Source organism: Streptomyces sp. CNZ301, from assembly GCF_004217425.1.
Genome location: NZ_SHLG01000001.1, coordinates 5,081,455 through 5,100,064, shown reverse-complemented (window position 1 = coordinate 5,100,064; position 18,610 = coordinate 5,081,455). Strand labels below are relative to the sequence as shown.

13 protein-coding genes are annotated in these 18,610 nt (G+C 71.9%); 1 reads left to right on the top strand and 12 read right to left on the bottom strand.

Features of this window, described 5'->3' with window-relative positions; translation table 11 throughout:
- Window positions 1–258: 258 nt before the first annotated feature.
- Window positions 259–1,446: a S8 family peptidase gene (locus EV375_RS22050; RefSeq protein WP_130301160.1), complete on the top strand. Its 1,188-nt coding sequence runs from the start codon at window positions 259–261 to the stop codon at window positions 1,444–1,446.
- Window positions 1,447–1,555: 109 nt separating this feature from the next.
- Here EV375_RS22050 and EV375_RS29865 read toward each other — a convergent pair whose 3' ends face one another.
- From EV375_RS29865 to EV375_RS21995, 12 genes are all read right to left on the bottom strand, one after another.
- On the bottom strand, window positions 1,556–1,687 hold the full coding sequence (locus EV375_RS29865) for a hypothetical protein (RefSeq protein WP_486588637.1): 132 nt from the start codon (window positions 1,685–1,687) through the stop codon (window positions 1,556–1,558).
- Between the two features lie 127 nt (window positions 1,688–1,814).
- Window positions 1,815–3,380, bottom strand: a complete 1,566-nt coding sequence (locus tag EV375_RS22045; RefSeq protein ID WP_130301159.1) for a sodium:solute symporter family protein — start codon at window positions 3,378–3,380, stop codon at window positions 1,815–1,817.
- A gap of 280 nt (window positions 3,381–3,660) precedes the next feature.
- Window positions 3,661–4,272, bottom strand: coding sequence for a TetR/AcrR family transcriptional regulator (locus EV375_RS22040; protein ID WP_130301158.1), 612 nt, complete (start codon window positions 4,270–4,272; stop codon window positions 3,661–3,663).
- Window positions 4,257–5,090, bottom strand: coding sequence for an enoyl-CoA hydratase family protein (locus tag EV375_RS22035; RefSeq protein WP_130301157.1), 834 nt, complete (start codon window positions 5,088–5,090; stop codon window positions 4,257–4,259). The genes EV375_RS22040 and EV375_RS22035 overlap by 16 nt, the downstream gene beginning before the upstream one ends.
- A gap of 134 nt (window positions 5,091–5,224) precedes the next feature.
- Entirely contained in the window at window positions 5,225–6,811 is a 1,587-nt protein-coding gene (locus EV375_RS22030; protein WP_130301156.1) for a 4-coumarate--CoA ligase family protein, read from the bottom strand.
- A gap of 147 nt (window positions 6,812–6,958) precedes the next feature.
- Window positions 6,959–8,158 carry an acyl-CoA dehydrogenase family protein gene (locus EV375_RS22025; RefSeq protein ID WP_130301155.1) on the bottom strand — a complete coding sequence of 400 codons (1,200 nt, stop codon included), beginning with the start codon at window positions 8,156–8,158 and terminating at the stop codon, window positions 6,959–6,961.
- Complete coding sequence (locus EV375_RS22020; RefSeq protein WP_130302031.1) at window positions 8,155–10,383, bottom strand: ATP-binding protein; 2,229 nt, start codon at window positions 10,381–10,383, stop codon at window positions 8,155–8,157. The genes EV375_RS22025 and EV375_RS22020 overlap by 4 nt, the downstream gene beginning before the upstream one ends.
- A gap of 95 nt (window positions 10,384–10,478) precedes the next feature.
- Window positions 10,479–12,080, bottom strand: a complete 1,602-nt coding sequence (locus tag EV375_RS22015; protein WP_130301154.1) for a carboxyl transferase domain-containing protein — start codon at window positions 12,078–12,080, stop codon at window positions 10,479–10,481.
- Complete coding sequence (locus tag EV375_RS22010) at window positions 12,077–13,744, bottom strand: acyclic terpene utilization AtuA family protein (RefSeq protein ID WP_207228406.1); 1,668 nt, start codon at window positions 13,742–13,744, stop codon at window positions 12,077–12,079. Before EV375_RS22010 ends, EV375_RS22015 begins: the two co-directional genes overlap by 4 nt.
- Before the next feature lie 65 nt (window positions 13,745–13,809).
- Window positions 13,810–14,616 carry a TIGR03084 family metal-binding protein gene (locus tag EV375_RS22005; protein WP_130301152.1) on the bottom strand — a complete coding sequence of 269 codons (807 nt, stop codon included), beginning with the start codon at window positions 14,614–14,616 and terminating at the stop codon, window positions 13,810–13,812.
- 99 nt (window positions 14,617–14,715) lie between these two features.
- On the bottom strand, window positions 14,716–17,619 hold the full coding sequence (locus EV375_RS22000) for an FAD-binding and (Fe-S)-binding domain-containing protein (protein ID WP_207228404.1): 2,904 nt from the start codon (window positions 17,617–17,619) through the stop codon (window positions 14,716–14,718).
- Window positions 17,620–17,809: 190 nt separating this feature from the next.
- Window positions 17,810–18,556 carry a DUF1990 family protein gene (locus tag EV375_RS21995; RefSeq protein ID WP_130301150.1) on the bottom strand — a complete coding sequence of 249 codons (747 nt, stop codon included), beginning with the start codon at window positions 18,554–18,556 and terminating at the stop codon, window positions 17,810–17,812.
- Window positions 18,557–18,610: the final 54 nt, after the last annotated feature.

Below are 18,610 nucleotides of genomic sequence, written 5' to 3'. Positions count from 1 at the left end.
CCCCGGAAGACCTGTCCGAAGGCTCGGGGGCCGGCCCCACGCCTGCTTTCATCCGAGGGAGAGGCGCGTTCAGAGTCCTGCCCACGTGCACAAGGTTCGTGGTTCTTCCCGCGATTCGTGGTACTTCCGGCGACGGACCGGCCGCCCGTCCCCGTAGAGCAGACAGGAACCCGCCTGCCACCCCCCGTGGATCAGCCGCTGTGGCGTGCCACCGGGCGCCGTGGCGGACACCGTGTGTGTCGACAGGAAGAAGGCCCCATGAAGATGCGCGTTCCCGTCCTTGTGGCAATCCCCCTGGCCCTGACTGCCCTGCCCGCTCCAGCAAGCGCCGCCACGCCGGACGCCCCCCTGGTCAAGGTCTCCGAAGCCACTGGAACGGCAGTCCCCGGTCAGTACATCGTCACCCTCAAGGCAGGCGCGAAGCCCGGCAGCCTGGCTCGCGCCGCAGGCGTAAAGCCGACCCACACCTATGACTCCGTAGTCGACGGATTCGCGGCCAGGCTGACCACCGGCCAGCTCGACGCGCTGCGCGCCAATCCCGAGGTCTCGCGTATCGAGGAGGACCAGCAGGTCCGCGCCTCCACCACCCAGGAAAACGCCACCTGGGGCCTGGACCGCATCGATCAGCGCAACCTGCCGCTGTCCGACGATTACAACTACAACACCACCGCCTCCGATGTGACGGCGTACATCATCGACACCGGCATCGAGCCCGATCACCCCGAGTTCGGCAACCGGGCCGCGATCGCCTACGACGCCACTCTCCCTGGCGTCGGTGGGGGCCTCAGTGCCCTCAGCAGCCTCAGTGGCCGGGACTGCAACGGCCACGGAACACACGTCGCCGGCACCGTCGGCGGGTCCACCTACGGCGTGGCCAAGGGCGTGCAGCTCCGCGGAGTGAAGGTCCTCAACTGCGCCGGCGTCGGAACCAACGCCGATGTGATCGAGGGCATGGACTGGGTCCGCACCCACGCAGCCAAGCCTGCCGTCGCAAACATGTCCCTCGGCGGCGGCTTCTCCGCCACGGTCAACGAAGCGGCGACCAAGCTGAGCGACTCCGGTGTCTTCCTCGCCGTCGCGGCCGGGAACGACAGCGAGGACGCGTGCAATTCGTCGCCCGCCGGCGCCTCCGGTGTGACGACGGTGGCAGCCTCCGACATGAACGACAACGCTGCCTCCTTCACCAACCACGGCTCCTGCGTTGAGACCTACGCACCGGGTGTGGGCATCACCTCCGCCTGGCTCCTCGGCGGCACCGACACCATCAGCGGCACGTCCATGGCCAGCCCGCACGTCGCGGGTGTCGGCGCGCTCTACAAGGGCGCGAACGGCGACGCCGCCTCCTCCACCGTCAACAACTGGATCACCGGCAACGCGACCAGCGGCGTGATCAAGAACAACCCTGCGGGCACCCCCAACAGGCTGCTGTTCAAGAACAACCTCTGACCGCCGAGTCACTTCGTGCCGGGCCCGGTTCCTTCCCTTCCTTCCGTCCGGGCCCGGCATGCGTACTGCGTACGTAGGGTGTTGGAACCGCGAGACCCCGGGACGCCGGTCAGGTCTGGAGTTCGAGCGCGGCACGGAAGAGCGGGCCGGTGCAGAGGGCGACCAGCATCTCCACGGCTGCGGTGAACAGGTCCTCGCGAGGGGGCCAGGAGGGCATCCCGTACGGCCGCGTAATCGCCACGTACAGCGTGCAGTCGGGCCTGACGGCCAACGCCTGACCTGGACCTGACCCCGGCCGCCCCCCACGTCTGCTTCCTCAGGAGCGAAGGGGCGAGGCTCTCGTGGGTCGGCCCTCCGGACAGGTGGCGCTACCGCGACGCCGTCGTCCGTTCCGGCTCGCCCGGCTCGCCGCCCTTGTCGGGTTCGGCGAGGAACTCGCGCTCCAGCGCGATCCGTTCCTCGCCGGTCGGGTCGCTGCCGAGCGAGTCGACGAGAGCGTCCCGTTCGTCGTCCGTCTCCGGCCGCAGCAGGCCGATGCCTACGTAGAGCACCAGAGAGGTGAGGACCGGGAAGCCGACGGTGACGGCCTCGGAGGCGTCACCGGCACCCCAGTAGAGGTACGACCACACCGCGAGCCCGCCCGCCCACGAGGTGATCGCCGCCAGCGGCCCGGTCCGCTTGAACCAGGGCAGCAGCCCGAGCATCAGCGGAATCGAGATCGGCCCCATGGTCGCCGCCACGATGCTCACGACGACGGTCATGATGAAGCCGTCCGGGTCGCTGAGGAGCGCCAGGGCCATGCTGGCCGTCACGAACGCCACGGTCGTCACGCGGGCGAAGAGCAGCTGGCCGCGCTGGGTCATGCGCCTGATCCGCGGTACGAGGACCGGTGCGAGGTCGCGGGTGATGACGGCCGTGATGACGTTGGAGTCGGAGGCGACCATGGCCATGGTGTGCGAGAAGAACCCGGCGAGCAGCAGCCCGATGAAGCCCGACGGCAGCAGTTCCTGTGCGAGGCGGATGTAGGACTCCTCGGCGTTGTCCAGGCCGGGCACGACGAGGGGCGCCGCGATCATCGGCACGAAGAGGACGAACGGCCAGACCAGCCACAGCGCGCTGGACAGCAGAGCCGACCTGCGGGCCCGGGAGCCGCTGGGCGCGGACATGTACCGCTGCGCCAGGTTCCACATGCCGCCGTTGTACTCGAAGGTCTTCACCAGCAGGAACGCGAGCAGCAGTCCCGTGGTGACGTCGCCCGCGACGGGGTCGCCGTGGCCCTCCGGCAGGTCTGCCCACATCGTCCACAGCGACGAGACGCCGCCGAGGTGCGCCAGGACGGCGAAGAGCATCGCGAATCCGGCCACGGCCTGGATGACGAACTGCCCGAAGTCGGTGAGGACATCGGCCCACAGTCCGCCGAAGGTCACGTAGAACATGGTGCAGACGCCGGTCAGTCCGATGCCCCAGACCAGCGGGATGTCGGCGAAGCCCTGCAACAGCACGGCGATGGCCACCCACTTGGCCGCGATGTCCACGACCTTCAGCGCCGCGCCGCTGTATGCGAGCACCTGCTGCGTGGGCAGGTTGTAGCGGACGGCGAGGTACGCCAGCGGCGAGTTGACGCCGTGCTTGGCGCGCAGCCGGTTCCAGCGGGGCGCGAAGAGGAAGGCGCCGATGCCGATGCCCATGCCGATGGTCAGCGCCCACCAGAAGTAGACGGTGACGCCGTGGTCGTAGGCGACGGCGGCGAAGGTGACGAACATGATCGCGCTGTAGCCCGACATGTGGTGGGAGATGCCGGAGAGCCACCAGGGGACGCGGCCGCGGGCGGTGAAGAAGTCCGCCACGTTCTCGACACGGGTCTTGGACCACACGCCGATCGCCAGCATGACGAAGAAGTAGGCGCCGACCACGATCCAGTCCAGTGCGGACATCACGACTCCTCGGCATTCAGCGTGCGGTGGCCCGTCGGCGCTCCGGCCAACCCGTCGACCTGTTCATGAACTTGAACATTCGCCAGGTCCATGAATCGAGCGTCACCCTAGAAGTGGCCTCGTGGACCGTCAATACCGCGCACAGACACTCGGCGGCGATCGCACCAAGTTCCGGAACGCACAACACCCTTGCGGCTCGCATCCACATCGGTGAATGCCAACCACAAGGGTGTGAAGGGGAGTCGGGTGGTGGGAGTCGGATTCCGGGGGCGGAGGGGCGTTACCGCGCGAGCGCGTCCCGGACGATCAACTCCCACTGCGCGACGACCCGTTCACGGCGCGCGCTGTCGTCCGTCAGCAGGTTGGCGAGCCCCAGGCCACGTGCCATGTCGAGCAGACCCTGCACGGTCTCCCGCACACCCGGCACCGACTCGTCGGCGCCGAGCAGCTCGACCGCCATGCGGTGGGTCTCGCGGCCGATCCGCGCCTCCAACGCGGTGACGCGCGGCCCCAGTTGGGGCTCGTTCGACGCCGCGACCCACAGTTGCAGCGCGGCACGGAAGAGCGGGCCGGTGTAGAGCGCGACCAGCATCTCCACGGCCGACCGCGTACCGGCCGGCCGTCCTTCGCCGTTCACGGGGGACCGCAGCGCCTTGGAGCGCTCCTCGGCGACGTACTCCACGGCCGCGGTGAACAGGTCCTCGCGGGTGGGGAAATGGTGCTGGGCCGCTCCCCGCGAGACGCCGGCGTGCTCGGCGACGACCGTGACGGTGCTGCCCGTCCAGCCGTGCTCGGCGAGGCAGGTGACGGCCGACTCCAGCAGCCGCTGCCGCGTCGCCCGGCTGCGGTCCTGCTTCGGCGCGGCACCGCGGGTGTTCACTGCTCCACCCATGCGGGCTCCCGTCGTTCGAGGAAAGCGGTCATGCCCTCGCGGGCCTCGCCGGAGGCGAACAGCCGCGCGGACAGTTCCGCGAGGCTATCGGTGTCCCGGTCGAAGGTGCGCAGCACCTCCGCCGTGACCAGCCGCTTCGACTCCGCGAGGCCCTGCGGTGAGCCCTTCCGGAGGCCGTCGAGCACGGGTTGCAGCGCGGCGTTCACGCTGTCTTCGGCGGCCGTACCGTCCGCGCCGTTCCCTTCTGTGCCACTCCCTTCTCCCCCGTCGCCCGCCGCCAGCGTCACCAGCCCGATGCGGGCCGCCTCGGCCGCGCCGAACCGCTCGCCGGTCAGGTAGTAGCGGGCGGCGGCACGGGCGTCGAGGCGGGGCAGGAGCGGCATCGAGATCACCGCCGGAGCCACCCCGATGCGCGCCTCGGTGAAGGCGAAGGTCGAGGAGGGCCCGGCCACCGAGATGTCGCACGCGCCCAGCAGGCCCGTGCCGCCGGCCCGCACGTGCCCGTCGACGCGTGCGACCACGGGCTTGGGCAGCTCCACGATCGTGCGCAGCAGCGCCGCGAGATCGCCCGGGCTGCCGCTGCCCTCCCGCAGATCGGCGCCCGCGCAGAAGGTGCCGCCGGTGTGGGTCAGCAGCACCGCCCGCACCCGCGGATCGCCCGCGGCCCGCTCCAGGCCCGCGTACAGCTGGGAGACGAGGCCCTTGGAGAGCGCGTTGCGGTTGCGCGGAGAGTCGAGCGTGAGGGTGGTGATGCCGCGCTCGTGCGCGGTGCGCACCAACTGCCCTTCGGGCTTTGCCTCTTCGGCGGTTCCGGTCACTTCTGGCTCGTCCTTCCGCTCTCGTGCGCGCGTGCTCGTCCGCTCGTGCGCGCGTGCTCGTCCACTCGTCCGCGCGTGTTCGTGCGCTCGTCCACCCAGTGACCGGAGCTCCGGTCGGGGCTGTCGTTGCCTGCCTACGCCTTCGCCGCCTCCGCCGCGCGCAGTTCGCGCCGGAGGATCTTGCCGCTGACCGCCCGCGGCACGCCCGCCGTGAACTCCAGCCGCCGCACCTTCTTGTACGGGGAGACGCGTTCCGCCACGTAGGCCAGCACGTCCTCCTCCGTCAGCCCGGCACCCGCCTCGTTCTGCTGCCGGACGACGAAGGCCTTCGGCACCTCGTTGCCCTCCTCGTCGCTCACGCCGATCACCGCGGCGTCCGCGATCGCCGGGTGGGTGAGGAGCACGGCCTCCAGTTCGGCCGGGGCGACCTGGTAGCCCTTGTACTTGATGAGCTCCTTGACGCGGTCGACGATGTACAGCCATCCGTCGTCGTCGACGCGTCCGATGTCGCCGGTGCGCAGCCATCCGTCCGAGTCGATCATCGCGTCCGTCTCGCCGGTGCGCCCCAGGTAGCCCTTCATCACCTGCGGTCCCCGGAAGAGCAGTTCGCCCTCCTCGCCGGGGGCGGCGTCCCGGTCGGGATCGTCCAGCGACACCACGCGCATCTCGGTCGACGGCAGCAGCTTGCCGACCGCTCCCGCCGGCGCGGAGACGTTCCGGGGCACTACGTGCGTGCCCGGCGACAGCTCGGTCATCCCGTACGCCTGCTTGACCACGGGCACGTCGAGGCGTTTCCCGCAGGCGACGGCGAGTTCGGCGTCCAGCGGTGCGGCCGCGCTGAGCACGAACTCCAGCGAGGACAGGTCGTACTTGTCCACGTCGGGGTGCTTGGCCAGGGCGAGCACGATCGGCGGTGCGACATAGAGGACGTTGACCCGGTGCTGCTCGATCGCCGCGAGGAACTGGCCGAGTTCGAAGCGCGGCAGCACGACGACGGAGGCGCCGTGCCTGAGCGGGGCGTTGAGAAGCGCGGTCAGTCCGTAGATGTGGAAGAAGGGCAGGACCGCGAGCAGCCGGTCGTCGGGGCCCGCCGGCATCAGCGGGTTGAGCTGGGTGAGGTTGGTGGCGATGTTGCGGTGGGTGAGCATCACGCCCTTCGGCATGGACGTGGTGCCCGACGAGTACGGCAGCGCGGCCAGGTCCTGCCCGGGGTCGATGGACGGCTGCGGCTCCGGCGCGGTGCACTCGCGCATGTCGAGGACGCTGCGGTGCCCCTCCGCGCGGTCGCAGACGAATATCTCCTCTACGCCGCCTGCCCACTCCGCCGCCTGCCGGGCCGTCTCCAGCAGCGGCGAGACGGTCACGATCCAGCGCGCGCCGGAGTCGCGGAGCTGCCGGGCCAGCTCCTTCGCCGTCGCCAGCGGGTGGACGGTGCTCACCGCGGCGCCCGCACGGGTCGCGCCGTAGAAGACGGCGGGGAAGGCGAGGGTGTTGGGAGAGTGCAGGGCGAGCACGTCGCCCTTGCGCAGCCCTGCCTCCGCCAGGGCCGCGGCGATGCGGCGGGTGAACGCGTCGAGCTGTGCGTAGGTGAGCGTGCTGCCGTCGAGGCCGTCGACCAGCGCGGTGCGGCTGCCGTGCTCGGCGGCGGAGCGGCCCAGCACGGCGTCGTGGATGGGCTCGTCGACGACGGGTACGTCGGCGTACTCGCTGCGGAAAATCATGATGTCCTCCCGGGGCGGCGTGGTCTCCGACGGTGCGGCGCCGCCCGTGCCGTACGGTGCGGCGCCCGCGAAATGACCGGAGATGCCCCACAGTCTCCTGCCTTACGTCCCTCCTCAGAAGACCTCGGGAGCACTCCTCGCACCCGCTCAGTACGACTTGGGCAGGCCGAGCGTCTGGTGCGAGACGAAGTTGAGCACCATCTCGCGGCTGACCGGGGCGATGCGGGCGACCCGCGCCGCCGTGATCATGGAGGCGATGCCGTACTCACGGGTGAGCCCGTTGCCGCCGAGGGTGTGCACGGCCTGGTCGACGGCCCTCACACAGGCCTCCCCGGCCGCGTACTTGGCCATGTTGGCCGCCTCGCCCGCGCCCATGTCGTCCCCGGCGTCGTAGAGGGCGGCCGCCTTGGTCATCATCAGCCGGGCGAGTTCCAGCTCGATGTGGGCCTGCGCCAGCGGGTGGGCGATGGCCTGGTGGCTGCCGATGGGCTCCTTCCACACCTGGCGCGTACGGGCGTAGTCCAGCGCCCGGTCGACGGCGTGGCGGCCCATGCCGATGGCGAACGCGGCCGTCATGATGCGCTCGGGGTTGAGACCCGCGAAGAGCTGGAGGAGCCCCGCGTCCTCACCGGCGCCACCGCCGACGAGCGCGTCCGCGGGCAGCCGCACGTCGTCCAGCACCAGCTCGAACTGCTTCTCCGGTGCGGCCAGTTCCATCTCGATGGGGCTCCGCGTAAAGCCGGGCGTGTCACGCGGGACGATGAACAGGCAGGGCTTGAGCTTGCCGGTGCGGGCGTCCTCGGTGCGGCCGACTATGAGCGTCGCGTCGGCGATGTCGACGCCGGAGATGAAGACCTTGCGCCCGGTGAGCAGCCAGTCTCCCCCAGACTCCGTCCGGGGGGACCCCCACTCGTCACGTCGCGCGGTGGTGGTGATGCGGTGGGAGTTGGAACCGGCGTCGGGTTCGGTGATGCCGAAGGCCATCTTGCGGCTGCCGTCGGCCAGGCCGGGCAGCCACTCGCGCTTCTGCTCCTCGGTGCCGAAGCGCGCGATGACCGTCCCGCAGATCGCGGGCGAGACCACCATCATCAGCAGCGGGCAGCCTGCCGCGCCCAACTCCTCCAGCACGATGGCCAGTTCGGCCATGCCGGAGCCACCGCCGCCGTACTCCTCGGGGAGGTTGACGCCGAGGTAGCCGAGCGACGCGGCCTCGGCCCACAGCTCGTCGGTGTGCTTGCCCTCGGCCACGACGCCGGTGAAGTACTCGCGTCCGAATCGCTTGCCGAGGGCAGCGACGGCCGCTCGCAGGTCACGCTGTTCCTCGGTCTCCAGCAGCGCATTGGTCATGACGGCTCCTTCGCGGCGGGCGGGACGGATGCGGACTGTTCAGGCTGTGCGGGCTGATCGGGTCGTGCGGGCTGACCTGGCTGTGCGGGCTCCGGGGGTGACGGCCGCCCCGCCGGGTCCGCGGTTTCCTGCTGGTGTGTCCGGCCGGTCCCGTCCGCGTCGCCCGGACCGCCGCTCCCGTCCGCGTCCTCGGTGACGACGGCGAGCAGTTCGCCGACCTCCACCTGGCGGCCGGGTTCGGCGTGCAGCGCGGTGAGCGTGCCGGACGCGGGTGCGACGACCTTGTGCTCCATCTTCATCGCCTCCAGCCACAGCAGCGGCTCTCCCGCCTTGACGGCGGCGCCGACGGCGAGTCCGGGCACGACGCGGGCGACTGCGCCCGGCATGGGCGCCAGCAGCGAACCGGGCTCGTTCGCCGTGCCGGGTTCGCGCAGCCGGGGCAGTGCGGTGAAGGCGTGGGAGCCGTGGGGCGGCGCGGAGTCGACGTACACGTGTGCGCCGTCGTCCCCGTAGCGGGCGACCTCGAAGTCCCGGCGTACACCGTCGACTTCGAGACGGACCCGGTCCGGGGCGGACTCCAGCACTCGCACGTCCGGCCCCGGAGAACCGTCGTACTCCAGGACCGGTCCGTCCCGTGTGAGGCGGTAGCGGACCTCGATCTCCTCCTGCGAGGGTTCCGAGCGGAACGTCTTCGACTGGGGATGTGCGGGCACGTTGCGCCAGCCGCCGAGCCGCGCGGACAGGGTGGCGCCGGCCGCCTTCGCGCGCTCCGCGTCGGCCAGCGCGGCGGCGACGGCGGCCAGTCGGCGCGACGTCTCCCGATCAGCTTTGTCCTGGGGCGAGTTGAGCGCTTCAAGGTTCCGGTCGTAGAAGCCCGTGCCGAGGCGGGCCGCGGCGAAGTCCCGGTGGCGCAGGGACCGTACGAGCAGATCGCGGTTCGTCACCGGCCCGTGCACGCGCGCGCGTTCCAGCGCGGAGGCCAGCTTGCGCACGGCCTCGCGTCGCGTCGGCGCCCATGCGATGACCTTGGCCAGCATGGGGTCGTAGTGCACGCCGATCACGTCGCCGTCCGCGATGCCGCTGTCCAGCCGTACGCCGCCGCCCTCGTGGGCGGCCGGTACGTCCAGGCGGTGCAACGTGCCCGTCTGGGGCTGCCAGTCGCGGGCCGGGTCCTCCGCGTAGAGGCGGGCCTCGACGGCGTGGCCGCGCGGGACCGGCGGGCCGTCCGGGTCCAGCGGCTCGCCCTCGGCCACGCGGATCTGCAGCGCGACGAGATCCACTCCGTGCACGCACTCGGTGACCGGGTGCTCGACCTGGAGCCTGGTGTTCATCTCCAGGAAGTGGGCGCGGGCACCCTCGCCCACACCGTTGCTGCCGCCGTCACCGTCGCCGTCGCCCGCGCCCGTGCCGCCGCCCGCGACGAGGAACTCCACCGTGCCGGCGCCGCGGTAGTCCACGGCACGTGCCGCGTCCGCGGCCGACCGGTGCAGCACGTCGCGCAGTTCACCGCTCAGTCCCGGTGCGGGGGCCTCCTCGATGACCTTCTGGTGCCGGCGCTGGAGCGAGCAGTCGCGGCTGCCCAGCACCCACACCGTCCCGTGCCCGTCGGCCAGGATCTGCACCTCCACGTGCCGCCCGTCCTCGACGTACGGCTCGACGAAGACCTCGCCGTCCCCGAACGCGGACGCGGCCTCGGCCGCCGCCGCGGCGATCTCCCCTTCCAGCGCGGCGAGTTCACGCACGATGCGCATACCGCGTCCGCCGCCGCCCGCCGCGGCCTTCACAAGCAGCGGGAGGTCGCGTTCGGTGGCCTCCCCGTCGGCGACGGGCTCCAGCAGCGGCACGCCCGCCTCACGCATCAGCTTCTTCGCGCGGGTCTTGGACGCCATCGCCTCGATCGCCTCCGGCGGCGGCCCGATCCACACAAGGCCCGCGTCGAGCACGGCACGCGCGAACGAGGCGTTCTCGGAGAGGAAGCCGTAGCCGGGGTGCACCGCGTCGGCGCCGGCATCCAGTGCCGCCCGGACGATCAGGTCACCGCGCAGATAGGTCTCCGCGGGAGAGTCGCCCGGAAGCCGTACCGCCGCGTCCGCGTCCCGCACGTGCCGCGCGTGTGCGTCGGCGTCCGAGTGGACGGCGACCGTGGCGATGCCCATTTCCTCGCACGTGCGGAAGACACGCCGCGCGATCTCGCCGCGGTTCGCGACCAGCACCGATGTGATCATTTTCCGCTCCACTCCGCCCCTCGCAGCCTCACCGTCGCAGTCGTCCCGGTCCCCGTCGCAGTCGCCGTTCCGCTTGCCGTCGCAGTCGTCACGCGTCACATCCGGAAGACGCCGAAGCCGCCACGCGCGCCCTCGACCGGCGCCGTGTGGATCGCGGAGAGGCACAGCCCGAGAACCGTGCGGGTGTCCCGCGGGTCGATCACGCCGTCGTCGTAGAGCCGCCCGGAGAGGAACATCGGCAGCGACTCCGCCTCGATCTGCTGCTCGACCATCGCCCGCAGCCCGGCGTCGGCCTCCTCGTCGAACGGCTTTCCCTTCGCCGCCGCCGACTCCCGCATGACGATCGACATCACGCCCGCGAGCTGCTGCGGGCCCATGACCGCCGACTTGGCGCTGGGCCAGGCGAACAGGAACCGGGGGTCGTAGGCCCGTCCGCACATGCCGTAGTGGCCGGCGCCGTAGCTGGCGCCCATCAGCACCGACAGATGTGGCACCTTGGAGTTGGAGACGGCGTTGATCATCATCGCGCCGTGCTTGATGATGCCGCCCTGCTCGTACTCCTTGCCGACCATGTAGCCGGTCGTGTTGTGCAGGAACAGCAGCGGGATGTCGCGCTGGTTGGCGAGCTGGATGAACTGCGTGGCCTTCTGCGACTCCTCGCTGAAGAGCACGCCGCGCGCGTTGGCGAGGATGCCCAGCGGATAGCCGTGCAGCCGCGCCCAGCCCGTCACGAGGCTCGTGCCGTAGCGGGGCTTGAACTCGTCGAAGTCGGAACCGTCCACGATCCGCGCGACGACCTCGCGCGGATCGAAGGGCGTCCTGAGGTCGCCGGGGACCACGCCGAGAAGTTCGTCCTCGTCGTACTTCGGGGGTGCAGGGAAAGCCGCCGAAGTCTCATGCGCCTTGCGCCAGTTGAGGCGGGCGACGACGCGCCGGGCCTGGCGCAGCGCGTCCGGCTCGTCCACCGCGAAGTAGTCACCGAGGCCGGAGACACGGGTGTGCATGTCGGCGCCGCCGAGCTCCTCGTCGCCGGCTTCCTCGCCCGTCGCCATCTTCACCAGCGGCGGACCGCCGAGGAACACCTTCGACCGCTCCTTGACCATGATCACGTGGTCGGACATGCCGGGGACGTACGCGCCTCCGGCGGTCGAGTTGCCGAACACGACGGCCACGGTGGGGATTCCCGCCTCGGAGAGCCGGGTGAGATCGCGGAAGAGCGCGCCGCCCGGGATGAAGATCTCCTTCTGGCTGGGCAGGTCCGCGCCGCCCGACTCGACGAGGCTGATGCAGGGAAGCCGGTTCGCGTAGGCGATCTCGTTCGCGCGCAGCGCCTTCTTCAGCGTCCACGGGTTGCTGGCGCCGCCGCGCACGGTCGGGTCGTTCGCCGTGATCAGGCACTCCACGCCCTCGACGACGCCGATGCCGGTCACCAGCGAGGCGCCCACCGTGTAGTCGCTCCCCCAGCCGGCCAGGGGCGAGAGCTCCAGGAACGGCGTGTCCGGGTCGAGCAGCAGCTCGATGCGTTCACGGGCGAGCAGCTTGCCCCGTTCGCGGTGGCGCTCGGTGTACTTCTCACCGCCGCCGGCGACCGACTTGGCCAGCTCCGCGTCGAGTTCGGCGATCCGCTCCAGCATCTGCCGCCGGTGTCCGGCGTATTCGGGGCCCGATACGTCCAGTGCCGAGTTCAGCACACTCACGGGAGAAGTCCTTCCGGTATGTCCGTATGCCGTGAACGCAGCCATTCGCCAAGGGCCTTGGCCTGCGGGTCGAAGCGCGCCTGCGAGGCGACGCCTTCGCCGAGCAGCCCGTCGATGACGAAGTTGAGCGCGCGCAGGTTCGGCAGCACGTGCCGGGTGACCGGCAGGCCGCGCACCTCGGGCAGAAGCCGCCGCAGTTCGTCCACGGTCAGGGCGTGCGCCAGCCAGCGCCACGCGTCCTCCCCGAGGTCCCCGCGCACCCACACGCCCACGTTCGCGCTGCCGCCCTTGTCGCCGCTGCGTGCTCCCGCGACGGCGCCGAGCGGGACGTTGCGGGAGGGCCCGTACGAATCAGGGAGCGGTTCGGGCAGCCGGGGCTCCTCGACGGGCTCGAGAGCCTTCGTCTTCTGCGGGGCCCGGACCTCCCTGCGCCTCCCGTCGGGCAGCACGGCGACGTGCGGCACCTGTGCCGCGTCCTCCCACTCCGCCTCGAACACGCCGTACGGGGAGCCCTTCCCGGGCGGTGCCGTGACGTGGAAGCCGGGGAAGCTCGCGAGCGCCAGTTCGACGGCGGCCCCGCTCACCGCCCTCCCCACGGCCTCCTCCGAGGGGTCACGGACAACCATCCGCAGCATGGCGCTCGCCTCTTCCTGCACCGGCGCGTCCGGGGTGTCGGTGCGAGCGAGGCTCCAGGTCACCTCCGCCGGGCGGCGTCCGCCCGCGTCCAGTCCGGCCTCCATCTGCCGGCGCACGAGCGCGGCCTTGGCCTCGATGTCGAGGCCGGTCAGCACGAACGTCATCTCGTTGCGCCAGCCGCCGATCCTGGTCAGACCGACCTTGAGCCGCGGCGGCGGCGCTTCGCCCCGCACGCCCTCGATCCGCACCCGGTCCGGGCCCTCCTGTGCCAGCCGCACCGAGTCCAGCCGCGCCGTGACGTCCGGCCCGGCGTAGCGGGCGCCCGCCGTCTCGTACAGCAGCTGCGCCGTGACCGTGCCGGGCGTGACCGCGCCGCCGGTGCCGGGGTGCTTGGTGACGACGGCGCTTCCGTCCCGCGCGACCTCCGCGACGGGGAAGCCGGGGTGGGTCACGTCGATGTTCTCCCGTGCGAAGAAGGCGTAGTTGCCGCCGGTGGCCTGGGTGCCGCACTCCAGCACGTGGCCGGCGACCACGGCTCCGGCGAGGGCGTCCCAGTCGTCGGCCGCCCAGCCGAAGTGCGCGGCGGCCGCCCCGCTCACGAGCGCGGCGTCGGTCACCCGGCCGGTCACGACGACGTCGGCTCCGGCGCGCAGACACGCCGCGATGCCGCCGCCGCCCAGGTAGGCGTTGGCCGTCAGGACGCCCTCACCCCAGCCGCCCTCGGGCGCGCGGTGCATCACGTCGTCGCCCTCGACGTGCGCGACCGCCGCCGGCACACCGGTGCGCTCGCTCAACTCCCGTACGGCGTCGGCGAGTCCGGCGGGGTTGAGTCCGCCGGCGTTCACGACGATCCGCACTCCGCGGTCCTTCGCGAGGCCGAGCCCCGTCTCCAGCTGCCGCAGAAAGGTCTTCGCGTATCCCCGTGAGGGGTCCTTCAGCCGGTCGCGGCCGAGGATCAGCATGGTCAGTTCGGCGAGGTAGTCCCCGGTCAGCACGTCGAGTTCGCCGCCGGTGAGCATCTCCTCCATGGCGCGGAAGCGGTCGCCGTAGAAGCCGGAGCAGTTGCCGACGCGCAGCACGTCCGCCGCCCCGCTCACCGCCGCTCCTCGCGGGGTGCGCGGCCCTCTCCGGGCGGCCCGGCGAAGGCCTGTGCGATCTCCAGCCACCGCTGCGCGTCGGGTCCTTCGGCCCGTACGCACGCGTCGTCCAGGTGCGTCCGCTGCGTCACGAGCCGGCAGAACCCCTCGGCGTCGCCGGTCACGCGCTGTGCGGCGTCCTCCGGCCCATGGACCCACAACTCGCCGTCCGGGGCCTCCAGTTCGACGCGGAAGGGTTCGGACGGCGGGTCGAGGCCGCGCACGGCGTAGGCGAAGTCCCGTGCGCGCACACCGATCCGGACGACGTGACGCAGCCGGGGCGTCGGCTCCCGCGACACCCCGAGGGCCTCCGCGACGTCCTCACCGTGCGCCCACGTCTCCATGATCCGCGCGGTCGCCATGCCGGCGGCGCTCATCGGCGGGCCGTACCAGGGGATGCGGCGCCCTTTGGGCAACTCGCCCAGGACACGCAGCAGTTCGTCCCGGCCGGCACGCCACCGCTTCAGCAGCCGCTCCGGCGGCTGCGCGGCACCGGCCTCCGCGCCCTCGTCGACGAAGGCCTCCGGCGAGGCGAGCGCCGCCTGTGAGGCGTCATGGAAGCCCGACTCGTCCGTGACGGCCAGCAGCGACTGCTCGTCGGTCCAGGCGAGATGGGCGATCTGGTGCGCGACCGTCCAGCGCGGCGCGGGCGTCGGCAGGGCCCACGCCTTCGCTTCGAGCCCCGCCACCAGCCCGTCCAGCGCCCGTCCTTCGTCCCGCAGGTCCACGAGGACGGCTCCCGTCACGTTTCCGGCGTCGTCCATCGAGCGCCCCGCCCCTTTCCGCCGGCAGCCCGCCGTCACACCTCGTGCGGCTTTCCACGAGCGTGACAGCGCGGCGAAAAACAAGCAAGCGTGCTTGCATTACTTCTTGGCCGGTGAACCCTCCCGCTTCCGTGCGGCGTCCAGCCCCTCGGCGAGCACCTCGGCCAGATGACGGCTGCTGTGTCCGCCCAGCTGCTCAAGCTGCGTGCGGCACGAGTAGCCGTCGGCCAGCAGCTCCGCGTCCGGCCCGGCCCTGCGCACGGCGGGCAGCAACTGGTCCTCCGCACACGCGGCGGACACCTCGTAATGCCCCTTCTCGAAGCCGAAGTTGCCCGCCAGGCCGCAGCAGCCCTTGCTCAACTCACCCGTCAGCCCGGCACGTTCACGCAACCGCCGGTCCTCCGCGTCGCCGATGACGGCGTGCTGGTGGCAGTGGGTCTGGCCGGCGACGGGCCGGTCGACGCGCGGCGGCTCCCACTCCGGCGCGAACTCCTCCAGGGTCTGCGCGAAGGTGCGCACGGAGCGGGCCAGCCGGTGCGCACGCGGGTCGTCGCCCAGCAGTTCGGGGACGTCGGTGCGCAGCGCCGCGGCGCACGGCGGCTCCAGCACCGTGACCGGCAGCCCGGCGTCCAGTGCCGGTTCGATGCGGTCGAGCGTGCGGCGCATGACGGCACGGGCCTGGTCGAGCTGGCCGGTCGAGACGTACGTGAGCCCGCAGCAGACCTGCTTGTCCGGCACGCTCACCCGCAGCCCGGCGTCCTCCAGCACCCGCACCGCGGCTGAACCGGCCTCCGGGGAGAGGTAGTTGGTGAAGGTGTCGGGCCACAGCACCGTCTGCGTCCCGGTCGCGGGAGACGCACCCGCTCCCTCCGCGCTGCTCCCGCCGCCGCGTGCCCGCCTGCGCCACCACCGAGTGAAGGGCTCGCGCGGCAGAGCGGGGATGTCGCGTTCCGGCGCGATGCCGCCGAGCCGCTTCGCCAGAGCCGCCAACGGCCGTACGCGCGCTGCCGCGTTGAGCAGCGGCACGAGACGGCTCGCCGCGGCGAGGCGCAGCCACTGCGGCAGCCTGCCCATCGAGTAGTGCGCCATCGGACGGCGCCGGCCCTCGTAGTGGTGGTGCATGAACTCGGCCTTGTACGTGGCCATGTCGACGCCGACGGGGCAGTCGCTGCGGCAGCCCTTGCACGACAGGCACAGGTCGAGGGCCTCGCGCACCTCCTCCGACTGCCAGCCGTCCGTGACCACTTCGCCGGCCAGCATCTCGTGCAGCAGCCGGGCACGCCCGCGCGTGGAGTGCTGCTCCTCGCCTGTCGCGCGGAACGACGGGCACATCACGCCCGAACCGGCGTCCGTGTTACGGCACTTCGCGACACCGACGCACCGCCGTACGGCCGCCGAGAAGTCACCCGCGTCGTGGGGGTAGCCGAACTCCACCGGCACGGGGTTGCGCGGCAGCGGCGCGAAACGCAGGTTCTCGTCGATGCGCGCGGGCCGCACCAGCATGCCCGGGTTGAGCCCCCCGGCCGGGTCCCACAGGTCCTTGAACCGCCCGAAGAGGCCGACCATCTCCTCCCCGTACATCCTCGGCAGCAGTTCGGCGCGGGCCTGCCCGTCGCCGTGCTCCCCGGAAAGGGAGCCGCCGTGCGCGACGACGGTGTCCGCCAGGTCCGACGAGAAGTCGCGGAAGCGCCGGATGCCCTCGTCGCTCATCAGGTCGAAGTCGATGCGCACATGGATGCAGCCGTCGCCGAAGTGCCCGTACGGCAGCCCGTGCAGGCCGTGTTCGCGCAGCAGTGCCCGGAAGTCCCGCAGATACGCCCCGAGCCGGGCCGGCGGCACCGCGCAGTCCTCCCAGCCCGGCCACGCCTCCCTGGTCACCCCGGTCCCGGCCCCTCCGGAGGAACTGTCCGGCAGGCGCGTCGCCGTGCCGGAGGCGTCCTCGCGGATGCGCCACAGCGCCCGCTGCTCCGCGGCGGGCACCACGAGCCGGTGGTCGGTCGTGCCGTCCGCGGCGGCGGCCCGGCACAGCTCTCCGGCCCGTGCGCGCGCGTGCGCCTCGTCGTCCCCGCCGACCTCGACGAACAACCATGCGCCGCCGCGCGGGAGTCCGGCCCTCGCCGCCGGGGAGACCAGGTCGTTCGCCATGCCCTCGACCGTGAGCGGGCCGTGCGGGAGCAGTCCCGCGGCCGCCTCCGCGGCGGCGCTCTCGTCGGCGTAGCCGAGCACCGCCAGCACCCGCGCCCCGGGCGTCGGCACGAGGGCGACCCTCGCGCGGGTCAGCACGCCGAGCGTGCCCTCGCTGCCGGTGAAGGCCCGCGCCCAGTCCTCGCCCTTCTCCGGCAGGAGTTCGTCCAGCGCGTAGCCGGAGATGCGCCGCGGCAGCTCGGGGAAACCGGTGCGAAGCAGCGACAACTCCCCGCCGACCAGGGCCCGTACGTCCTCGCGCAGCCTGTCCGGGACGCCTTCGCCGCCGCGGGCGAGACGCATGCGCTGCCCGCCGTAGCCGGTGACCTCCAGCTCCCGCACGTTGTCGGCCGTCGTGCCCCAGGCGACCGAATGCGAGCCGCACGAGTTGTTGCCGATCATCCCGCCGAGGGTGCAGCGGCTGTGCGTCGACGGGTCGGGGCCGAAGGTCAGGCCGTGCGGTGCCGCAGCGTCGCGCAGCCGGTCCAGGATCACTCCGGGCTGAACGAGCGCGGTCCGCGACCCGGGGTCGACGGACTCGATGCGGTCCATGTGCCGTGTGAAGTCGAGCACCACTCCGGTTCCGGTGGCCTGCCCCGCGATGGACGTGCCGGCTCCGCGCGCCAGCACGGGCACGCTCCGCTCACGGCAGACGGCCAGCACCGCCTCCACGTCGTCGCGGTCCCGGGGCGCGACGACTCCCAGCGGTACGCGCCTGTAATTCGAGGCGTCCATCGTGAACAGCGAGCGTGTGCTCGTGTCGAACTCGACCTCGCCGCCCCGTACCGCTTCGCGCAGCGCCGCCTCGACGTCGCGCATCCGCTCCGTCTGCTGTGCCCGTCCGTCTGCCGCCGCCCGCGTGTGTGCATGTGCCTGTGCCATGGCTCAAGCGTGCACGGTGACGGCGCCCGAACGGCACCCTCCCCGGCGAATACCTCGGGCGGGTTCAGCTGCGGGTTCAGCTGCGGGGTTCTGCTGCGGGGTTCTGCTGCGGGGCCCCGGCGTGCGGTCAGCGCCCGCCGGTGTCGCGGCACAGCTCCCCGGGGATTCCGCGGGTCTCGATGACGACGCCACCCGAGGGGCGCCCGCCGGAGAAGGCCGCCGCGTTGAGGCAGAAGTGCACCCACATGTTGAACTGGATCTCCTTGGCGACCCTCAGCCGGCTGTAGAGCAGGTCCGCCAGCCGGTCGCCCGCACGCGCCCATGCCTCGGCCTCGAACTCGAGCGCCCCGTCGACGTCCCGGACGCCGAAGCGGATCTGTCCCGCCTCCAGATGCCCTTGCAGGGTGCCGAGCGTGAACGAGGTGGAGTCCCGGCCGACCACGCGTACCGGTCCGTCCCAGGGGCCGGGCATCTGAACGCGGTACTCGTCACCGACGCGCAGCTCCCCCTCCCGGCCGCGGGTCTTGACGAAGACCGCGACGGTCCACGGGGCGGCCCTGTTCAGGTTCGCGGCGACGGTGGCGATCAGTGCCCTCGCGCTCATCCTCGCGTCCACGATGCGCACCCTGAATCGGCGGTGGAACATCGGGCCGACCCCCTCGGAGAGCGGCTTGGTGCGCTCGTCCACGACCTCCGGCGGCAGCGGCCCCGGCAGGTCACCGGCGTCCCCCGGGGTTTCGCTGCGGTGCAGGGCCGTGATGCGCCAGAAGTACTGCCAGGAGACGAGCAGGAGCCCCGCGGGAAGGCGCAGCAGGACGCCCGCCCGCCGCCTGAGAGTCACGCGCGGGCGGGAGTCCCGGTCCGGTGCGGTCATGTGCTTCATGACAACATATGAGTGGTTCGACCACATCTGAGGTCGTCTGCCAGG